Here is an 8117-nt window from a genome sequence, read left to right as displayed (position 1 = left end):
GTGCTGGCCGCCGGGGTCGGCCCGGCCGCCGCGGCGGCCGGAACCGCCACCGCGCTGACCGTCGCCGCCGTCCGGGGCGCCCCGTACGACCTCGCCGTATCGGCCGGTATCGGCGGCGGCTTCGCGCCGCACGCCCCGCTGGGCTCCGTCGTGGTCGCCGACGCCGTCGTCGCCGCCGACCTGGGCGCCGAGACCCCCGACGGCTTCGCCGCCGTCACCGACCTCGGCTTCGGCACCGTCGCGCACCGGCCGCCGCCCGCCCTCGTCACCGCCGTCGCCACGGCGATCGGGCCGGCCGGCGCAACGGGAACGGCCGGGGCAACGGGAGCGATCAGTGCCGTACGCGGCACCGTGCTCACCGTGTCGACCGTGACCGGCAGCGCCGAGCGGGCCGCGGCGCTGCTGCGGCGCCATCCGGACGCCGTCGCCGAGGCGATGGAGGGCTTCGGGGTGGCCGAGGCGGCCGCCGCCCAGTCCGTGCCCATTCTGGAGGTGCGGGCCGTCTCCAACGCGGTCGGCCCGCGCGACCGGGCGGCCTGGCGCATCGGCGAGGCACTCGACGCCCTGGCGGAGGCGTTCACGCGGGCCGCGCCCGTCCTCGCGACCGCCGCCCCGGATCTGGCCCCGGCCCCGGACCCGGCGGCCCCGGACCCGGACCTGGACTTGGACCTGGAAGGAAGCCAGCAGTGACCGCACAGCCGCTCACGATCGCCTACTCGCCCTGCCCGAACGATACGTTCGTCTTCGACGCCTGGGCGCACGGCCGGATCCCGGGCGCACCCGCGCTGGACGTCACGTTCGCCGACATCGACATCACGAACGGCATGGCCGAGCGCGGCGAGTCCGACGTGCTGAAGGTGTCGTACGCGGTGCTGCCCTGGGTGCTGGACGACTATGCGCTGCTGCCGTGCGGCGGGGCGCTCGGGCGCGGCTGCGGCCCGCTGGTGCTCACCAGGGAACCGGGCGCGGCGAAGGACCTCGCGGGCAAGACGGTCGCCGTGCCGAGCGAGCGGTCGACCGCGTACCTGCTCTTCCGGCTGTGGGCCGCCGCCGAGGTGCCGGGCGGGGTCGGGGAGATCCGGGTGCTGCCGTTCCACGAGATCATGCCCGCGGTACGGGACGGTCTGGTCGACGCCGGACTCGTCATCCACGAGGCCCGGTTCACCTATCAGAATTACGGCCTGCACTGCCTCGCCGACATGGGCGAGCACTGGGAGCTGACCACCGGGCTGCCCATCCCGCTCGGCGCGATCATCGCCAAGCGCTCGCTGGGCGCGGAGCGGCTGCGCGAACTGGCCGACGCCATTCGTACGTCGGTCCGGATGGCCTGGGACGACCCGGCGGCGTCGCGTCCGTACGTCCTGGAGCACGCCCAGGAGATGGACCCGCGCGTCGCGGACCAGCACATCGGGCTGTACGTGAACGAGTTCACCGCGGACCTGGGCGAGGACGGCTACGCGGCGGTGCGCGGACTGCTCACACGCGCGGCGGCCGAGGGGCTCGTACCGCCCCTCGGCCCGGACGCTCTGGAATTCGCCTAATTCCGTTCGCTTTTACGTTCGCTTATCGACTATCGGCGCGACTTTCTCATCACACATCGAGCTGGTCGGCCACCGCCCGCAGCATCCCCGCGATCTTGTGGCCGTGCGCCTTGTCGGGATAACGGCCGCGCTCCAACTGCTGCGTCACGTTCTCCAGCAGCGTGGTCAGATCCTGGACGATCGACGCCAGCTCGTCCGGCTTACGCCGCTGCGCGGCCGCCACGGATGGTGCCGGATCGAGAAGCGTCACCGAAAGCGCCTGGTCACCGCGGTTTCCCGCGACGACACCGAATTCAACGCGCTGCCCCGGCTTCAGCGCGTCCACGCCTTCCGGGAGCACCGACGAATGCACGAAGACGTCACCGCCGTCATCGCGGGAGAGAAAGCCAAAACCCTTCTCACTGTTGAACCACTTGACCTTGCCGGTAGGCACGTCTGTCCTCGTCCTCGTCGCTCGTCGGAAAACACGGAAAAACAGCTCTGGATAGCACTACAGCGGGTCGTAAGACCCGCCACCACCAAGGCTAATGGTCCCGAGCCTGGTGACAAGACGTACCCGGGTGGTTCCGGGTGGTTGGTATGCGCGCTCTGGCACCGATCTACCCTGGAGCGGTGAGCAACGAAACCCCGCACAGCGGAACCAGTGATGAGGCTCCCGGTGACCGGCTCGTCCGCATCGGCGTGATCGTCTTCGCCGTCGGCGCGGTCGCCACCCTCGCGACGGTCGCGCCCCTGTTCCTGGGCGCCGATCCGCTGCCGTCGGTGGCGTACTTCGTCTGCATGCTGATGGGCGTCGGCTTCGCGCTCGCGGCCGCCGGGATGCTGCGGTCGATCGCGGCGCAGCGGCGCGAGGCCGCACGGGTCGCGCACCACAAGCCGTAATCGCGCGCGGCGTCGTCGCGCGCCAGCCGTAAGAGATCCCCGCAGCGGGTCACACCGCGGTGTGGACCTCCAGCCACGCCGGGAACGCGGTCAGGTCGTCGAGCACGACGTCCGCCCCCGCCTCGCGCAGTTCCTCCGCGGCGCACGGCCCGGTGGCGACCGCCACCGACAGCGCCTCCGCCGTCCGCGCGCCCCGTACGTCACCGGTGTGGTCCCCGACGTACACCGACGCCCCGTACTCGCGCAGCGCCTCCGCCTTGGCCTCCGCCCACAGCCAGCCGATGACCGCGTCCGCCTCGATGCCCAGGTGGCTCAGGTGCAGCTCGGCGTTGGGCTCGTGCTTCGCCGTGACGACGATGGCGCGCCCGCCGGCCCGCTGCACCGCCGTTATCGCCTCCCGGGCGCCGCGCATGGCGAGGGTCGGGGCGATCGCGAACTCCGGGTACAGCGCCCGGTACAGGTCGCCCATCTCCTGGATCCGCTCGTCCGGGAACCAGTGCGCCAGCTCCTGTTCCAGCGGCGGGCCGAGCCGGGTGATGGCGAGTTCGGCGTCAATGGGGGTTCCGGTCCGGGCGGCCAGCTCCTCGTAGGCGGCCTTGATGCCGGGGCGCGAGTCGATGAGGGTCATGTCGAGGTCGAAGCCGACGGTCAGGGGGGAAGTGCTCGGAACAGCCATGCCCGTCATTGTGCCTGGCCCTTGCATACACTAAGCGTCGCCTTACCTGCGCCGATCTCACGCGCGAGAACCGAACGAGCGAACGGAAGCGATGTCTGCCGACCGGGCCAGCAGCCGAAGTCCCAGAGCCGCACTGGTCCGGCGCCGCGTCGGCTGGACGGCCGCGGCGGTCGCCGCCCTCCTCTTCACGGTGCTGCTCAGCCTCGCCCTCGGCAGCCGCCAGATCGCGCCGAGCCAGGTCGTGGACGCGCTGCTGCACGGCGGTACGAGCGACGCCGCCGACATCGTGCGGTCCCTGCGGCTGCCGCGTACGGTCGTCGGCCTGATGGTCGGCGCGGCGCTCGCCATGGCGGGCACCGTGATGCAGGGCGTCACCCGCAACCCGATCGCCGACCCCGGTGTGCTCGGCGTCAGCCAGGGCGCGTCGGTGGGGGTCGTGCTCGCGATCGCCTTCGCCGGGGTGCACACGCTCACCGGGTACGTGTGGTTCGCCTTCGCGGGCGCGGGCCTCGCCGCGGTCGCCGTTTTCGCCATCGCCTCCGGCGGGCGGGGCGGCGCGAGCCCGGTCAAGCTCGCGCTCGCCGGAGCCGCCGTCAACGCCCTGCTGGTGTCCGTCACCTCGGGCGTGCTGACGACGAAGGCGGCGGCGCTGGACGAGTTCCGGTTCTGGCAGATCGGCTCCCTCGCGGGGCGCGACGCCGAGATCGTCGGCCAGATCTGGCCGTTCCTGCTGGTGGGCACGGTGCTCGTGGCCGCGGCCGCCCGCGGCCTGGACGCACTGGCGCTCGGGGAGGACGTCGCGAAGGGGCTCGGCCAGAACATCGCGGTCGTCCGCGTCCTCGCGGGCCTCGGCGCGACGGTCCTCACCGGCGTCGGTGTCGCCGCCGCGGGCCCGATCGCCTTCGTCGGCCTCGCGGTCCCGCACCTCGCGCGGGCGGTGGTGGGCACGGACCACCGCTGGGTCCTGCCGATGGCCGCCCTGATCGGCCCGGTGATGCTGCTGATATCGGACGTGGTGGGCCGCCTCGTGTTCCCGCCGAGCGAGGTCCCGGCGGGTGTGATGACGGCCCTGATCGGCGTCCCGTTCCTGGTCACGCTGGTACGGCGCAGGACGGTGACGGCATGAGCCGCGTCGATGGCGACACCGCCGTGCGACGGCCGACCGTCCGCCCCATCGGTTACGGCCTCCTCCGCACCGGCCGCCGCGCCTCGTTCCTGCTGCACCGCCGCGCGGCCGTCGTCGCCCTCGCGCTGACCGCCGCCACGGCGGCCGTGTGCGTCGCGTACCTCTGCCTCGGCGAGAGCCTCATCGCCCCCGCCGACGCCGTGAAGGCCCTCCTGCACACCCAGTACGGCATCGGGCAGCCCACCCCGAACGACCTCGTCGTCGGCACCCTCCGCCTCCCCCGCATGACCCTCGGCCTGCTGGTCGGCGCCGCCTTCGGCATCGCGGGCGCCCTCATCCAGACCGTGGCCCGCAACCCGCTCGCCAGCCCCGACATCATCGGTGTCACCCAGGGCGCGAGCGCGGTCACGGTCGGGGCGATGACGTACGGCGTGACGTCCTTCGGCGTGCTGCCGTACGTCTCCGTCGCGGGCGGCCTGGCCGCCGCCGCCCTCGTCTACGTCTTCGCCTGGCGCGGCGGACTCCAGGCCACCCGCTTCGTCCTCATCGGCATCGGGTTCGCCGTCGCGCTCCGCTCCATCACCCAGCTCTTCCTCACCAAGGGCGACTACCTCGTCGCCCAGCAGGCCAAGGTGTGGATGACCGGTTCCCTCAACGGGCGCGGCTGGGACGAGGCCACCCCGCTCGGCTGGGCGCTGCTGTTCCTGCTGCCCGCCGTGCTGTGGGCGGCGCGGGCCCAGCGCACCGTCTCGATGGACGACGACACGGCGACCGCGCTGGGCGTACGGCTCGGGCGGGTACGGCTCGGGCTCGCCACCCTCGGCATCGTCCTCGCCGCGATGGCGACGGGAGCGGCGGGCCCGGTCGACTTCGTGGCGCTGCTCGCCCCGCAGATCGCCCGCCGCATGACCCGGACCGCGCAGATCCCGCTCCTCTGCTCGGCGCTGACCGGCGCGTTCATTGTCGTCGCCGCCGATCTGCTGGCGCGCAAGGCGTTCGCGCCGACCGAACTGCCGGTGGGGGTGCTGACCGCCGCGGTCGGCGCCCCGTATCTGATCTACCTGCTGCTGACGTCCGGGGGACGCGGTCGCAGCAGCCGCAACGGAGGCACCACGGCATGACCGCATCCGCAACGGGGCGGCTCGCCGCCCGCGACCTGACCCTCGCCTACGAGGACCGGACCGTCGTGGACGGCCTCGACCTGGTGATACCCGACGGCGAGGTCACGGTCATCGTCGGCCCCAACGCCTGCGGCAAGTCCACCCTGCTGCGCGCCCTCGGCCGCCTCCTCAAGCCGCGCGGCGGCGCCGTCCTCCTCGACGGCACGGACCTCGCCCGCATCCCCACCAAGAAGATCGCCCAGTCGGTCGGGCTCCTCCCGCAGACCCCGGTCGCACCCGACGCGATCACCGTCGCCGACCTGGTCTCCCGCGGCCGCCAGCCGCATCAGCACTGGTGGCAGCAGTGGTCCGACGAGGACGAGCGCGCGGTCGGCGACGCGATGGAGCGCACGGACGTGACGGCGCTCGCCGACCGGCTGGTGGACGAGCTGTCCGGCGGCCAGCGGCAGCGCGTCTGGATCGCGATGGCCCTCGCGCAGGAGACCGGCCTCCTGCTGCTGGACGAGCCGACGACCTACCTGGACATCTCCCACCAAGTGGAGGTGCTGGACCTGGTCCGACAGCTCAACCACGAGCGCGGACGCACGGTGGTGGCCGTCCTGCACGACCTCAACCAGGCGGCGCGGTACGCGGACCACCTGATCGCGATGAAGGCGGGACGCGTCGTCGCGCGCGGGCGCCCGTCGGAGGTGGTGACGGCGGAGCTGGTACGGGAGGTGTTCGGGCTGGAGTCGGTCGTCGTACCGGACCCGGTGACGGGCAGCCCCCTCGTCGTCCCGGGCGCGCCGTGGCAGGCGGAGCCGGAGCGTACGGAGGACAAGGCGGCGGTGGAGACCGAACGCGGCTAGCCGCCGAGCCGGGGCTTCAGGGGGGGTCAGCAGCGTACGGGGGACGAGGCGGCGGTGAAGGCCGAACGCGGCTAACCGCCGGGCCGGGGCTCCAGCGAGGTCAGCAGCGTACGGGGGACGAGGCGGCGGTGAAGGCCGAACGCCGCTAGCCGCCGAGCCGCGGCTTCAGCGAGGTCAGCCCCGCCGGCGCGCCCGCCACACCAGGAAGAGCACCGTGGCGACGGCCGCGCCGCGCACGACCACAGGCCAGGTCTCGGTGAGCACGTCCTTCATCCCGTTCTCCGGGATCGGGTCGCCCCACTTGCCGTTGGTCCGGCCCCACAGCCAGACCATGGCCCCGGCCGCCACCAGGCCGGGCATGCCCAGCACCGCCCACTTCGCCTCGGCGCGGGACAGCTTGCCGGTGGCGTACGCGAGCACCCAGCCGAAGGCGAGCACGACGATGTTGCCCATCACCGCGCCCGCCACGAGCAGCACGATCGAGAGCAGCAGCACCGGGCTGAGCCCCGCCGCCCAACCGGCCCGGGCGCCCGCCTTGCCGGTGCCGCCCTCCGCGTCGGCGGACTTCCCGGGGCCGAGCAGGGCGCGGCGCACCAGGCCGCGCCGACGCGTCCTCTTCCCCGCGGCCTCCGCCTCGGCGGCCTCGGCCTCGGCCGCCTCCTCCGCCGCCCGTTTCTCGGCCTCCCGCTTCTCCCGCTGTTCCTGCTGCTCCTGCTCGACCGTCTTGCCGTTGCCGAGCAGTTCGGGCAGCTCGATGCCGCCGACGAAGCCCTCGACGAAGCCGAACTGGCCGTCCGGATGCTCGGGCTGGGCGAACGGGCTGGGCTCCACGTGCCACCAGTCGGGGTTGGACTCGCGCGGGCCCAACTCGTCCTGACCCGCCAGATGGGGCCCGGACCGACGGCGGGGGGCCTCGGGCGCTTCGGGGGTCACGGGCATGTGCTTGGCGAGGGAGACGGGAGTGTCATCGCCCCCCGTACCGTTCGGCCCGTTCGGCCCGTTCGGTCCGTTCGGCTCGCGCGGTGAGGGCACCTTGTTGCTGAGTCCGGTGCGTTCGGCGAGTCCGGCCAGCTTGTCGCGGGCCGCGCGCGCCGCGCCCGACGTACGCGTACCTCCGCCGTTGCCCCCGCCCGGGGTGCCGTCGCCGCCCGGGGTGGCGTCCCCGACGGACGCCCGGCCGCCCGCCGCGGCGACCACCTCGGCGGGCGTGCCCAGCTTGGCCAGAATCCGCTTCACCCCGGCCGCGCTGTCCGTACCGCCCGTCGACCGCCGGTGGTCGATGTCGGCCCGCAGCCCGGAGACCAGCCGCATCCGTTCACCGGACGGCAGGCCCTGCTGCTGAGCCAGGTCCCCAACACGGCTCAGATAGTCGTAGACGAGCTTCTCGCTCTCGATCCCCACCAAGACCCCTGAGAATGCGCATGGTCGGCGTGCCAGACGGCACCGACGGTACCGTGCGGAGGCTGGATTGCGCCGCACCCCCGACGCCCGGCACCCCCGGGTACTGTGGATCGAATGAGCAGCTCGCGTAATCGGGAGGCATGCGTGACCGCAGGGACCGGCCCAGACGCCAGCGGCCGCGCGGCGCCCCGCACGCTGGCCGAGGAGCTGCGCACGCGCCCCGACGAGGCGCTCGCCGCCCTGCTGCGCGCCCGTCCCGACCTGCTGTCCCCCGTCCCGGGCGACCTCACCCAGCTCGCCACCCGGGCGGGCACCCGCGCCTCGGTCGTCCGGGCGGTGGAGCGGCTCGACCGCTTCGCCCTCCAGACCGCCGAGGCCCTGGCGGTCGCGCCGGACCCGTGCCCGTACGAGACGTTGAGCGCCCTGATGACGGGGGACGTCCCCGCCGCCGGCCGGGGCGCCGACGCCGCCGCGCTCCGCGACCGAGTCGCCGCCGAGCTGCCGCGCGCCGTCGCCACGCTG

At 73.6% G+C, this 8117-nt stretch carries 9 protein-coding genes and 1 pseudogene; 7 read left to right on the top strand and 3 right to left on the bottom strand.

Annotated elements, in window-relative coordinates; translation table 11 throughout:
• Positions 1-690, top strand: a 690-nt coding sequence (locus EEJ42_RS37060; RefSeq protein WP_123106578.1) for a futalosine hydrolase, incomplete at its 5' end; no start/stop codon positions are given.
• Positions 687-1541, top strand: a complete 855-nt coding sequence (locus EEJ42_RS37055; RefSeq protein ID WP_184503456.1) for a 1,4-dihydroxy-6-naphtoate synthase — start codon at positions 687-689, stop codon at positions 1539-1541. The genes EEJ42_RS37060 and EEJ42_RS37055, both read left to right, overlap by 4 nt.
• 49 nt (positions 1542-1590) lie before the next feature.
• Here the strand turns inward: EEJ42_RS37055 and EEJ42_RS54005 are convergent, their stop codons facing one another.
• On the bottom strand, positions 1591-1974 hold the full coding sequence (locus EEJ42_RS54005; RefSeq protein WP_123106577.1) for a cold-shock protein: 384 nt from the start codon (positions 1972-1974) through the stop codon (positions 1591-1593).
• Positions 1975-2153: 179 nt separating this feature from the next.
• On the opposite strand from EEJ42_RS54005, the gene EEJ42_RS37045 reads away from it, so the two are divergent.
• Positions 2154-2423, top strand: coding sequence for a hypothetical protein (locus tag EEJ42_RS37045; protein ID WP_179935114.1), 270 nt, complete (start codon positions 2154-2156; stop codon positions 2421-2423).
• Positions 2424-2472: 49 nt separating this feature from the next.
• Here the strand turns inward: EEJ42_RS37045 and EEJ42_RS37040 are convergent, their stop codons facing one another.
• Positions 2473-3108, bottom strand: a complete 636-nt coding sequence (locus EEJ42_RS37040; protein ID WP_425473015.1) for an HAD family hydrolase — start codon at positions 3106-3108, stop codon at positions 2473-2475.
• 82 nt (positions 3109-3190) lie between these two features.
• Here EEJ42_RS37040 and EEJ42_RS37035 point away from each other — a divergent pair, with 82 nt between their 5' ends.
• The 3 genes from EEJ42_RS37035 to EEJ42_RS37025 are packed head-to-tail and all read left to right on the top strand — an operon-like array spanning position 3191 to position 6194.
• A complete protein-coding gene (locus EEJ42_RS37035; RefSeq protein WP_123106574.1) occupies positions 3191-4225 on the top strand; it encodes a FecCD family ABC transporter permease in 1035 nt (344 codons plus the stop codon).
• Positions 4222-5346, top strand: coding sequence for a FecCD family ABC transporter permease (locus EEJ42_RS37030; RefSeq protein ID WP_123106573.1), 1125 nt, complete (start codon positions 4222-4224; stop codon positions 5344-5346). The genes EEJ42_RS37035 and EEJ42_RS37030 overlap by 4 nt, the downstream gene beginning before the upstream one ends.
• Complete coding sequence (locus tag EEJ42_RS37025; protein ID WP_123106572.1) at positions 5343-6194, top strand: ABC transporter ATP-binding protein; 852 nt, start codon at positions 5343-5345, stop codon at positions 6192-6194. Before EEJ42_RS37030 ends, EEJ42_RS37025 begins: the two co-directional genes overlap by 4 nt.
• A 174-nt stretch (positions 6195-6368) precedes the next feature.
• Here the strand turns inward: EEJ42_RS37025 and EEJ42_RS37020 are convergent, their stop codons facing one another.
• Positions 6369-7595: a hypothetical protein gene (locus tag EEJ42_RS37020; protein WP_184503455.1), complete on the bottom strand. Its 1227-nt coding sequence runs from the start codon at positions 7593-7595 to the stop codon at positions 6369-6371.
• A gap of 114 nt (positions 7596-7709) precedes the next feature.
• Between EEJ42_RS37020 and EEJ42_RS37015 the strand changes: the two are divergent.
• Positions 7710-8117, top strand: a pseudogene (locus EEJ42_RS37015) (DNA-binding protein); the annotation flags it as partial.

The sequence above is a fragment of the Streptomyces botrytidirepellens genome (genome assembly GCF_003721215.1).
Taxonomy (GTDB): Bacteria; Actinomycetota; Actinomycetes; order Streptomycetales; family Streptomycetaceae; genus Streptomyces; species Streptomyces himastatinicus.
The sequence above is the reverse complement of the archived record's forward strand: the minus strand, read 5'-3'. Positions and strand labels throughout refer to the sequence as shown.

What these genes read in the sequence shown, in the direction of transcription:
- EEJ42_RS37040 (WP_425473015.1), bottom strand. Translation starts at nt 3,108, where the DNA reads ATGACGGGCATGGCTGTTCCGAGCACTTCCCCCCTGACCGTCGGCTTC.
- EEJ42_RS37035 (WP_123106574.1), top strand. Translation starts at nt 3,191, where the DNA reads ATGTCTGCCGACCGGGCCAGCAGCCGAAGTCCCAGAGCCGCACTGGTC.
- EEJ42_RS37030 (WP_123106573.1), top strand. Translation starts at nt 4,222, where the DNA reads ATGAGCCGCGTCGATGGCGACACCGCCGTGCGACGGCCGACCGTCCGC.
- EEJ42_RS37025 (WP_123106572.1), top strand. Translation starts at nt 5,343, where the DNA reads ATGACCGCATCCGCAACGGGGCGGCTCGCCGCCCGCGACCTGACCCTC.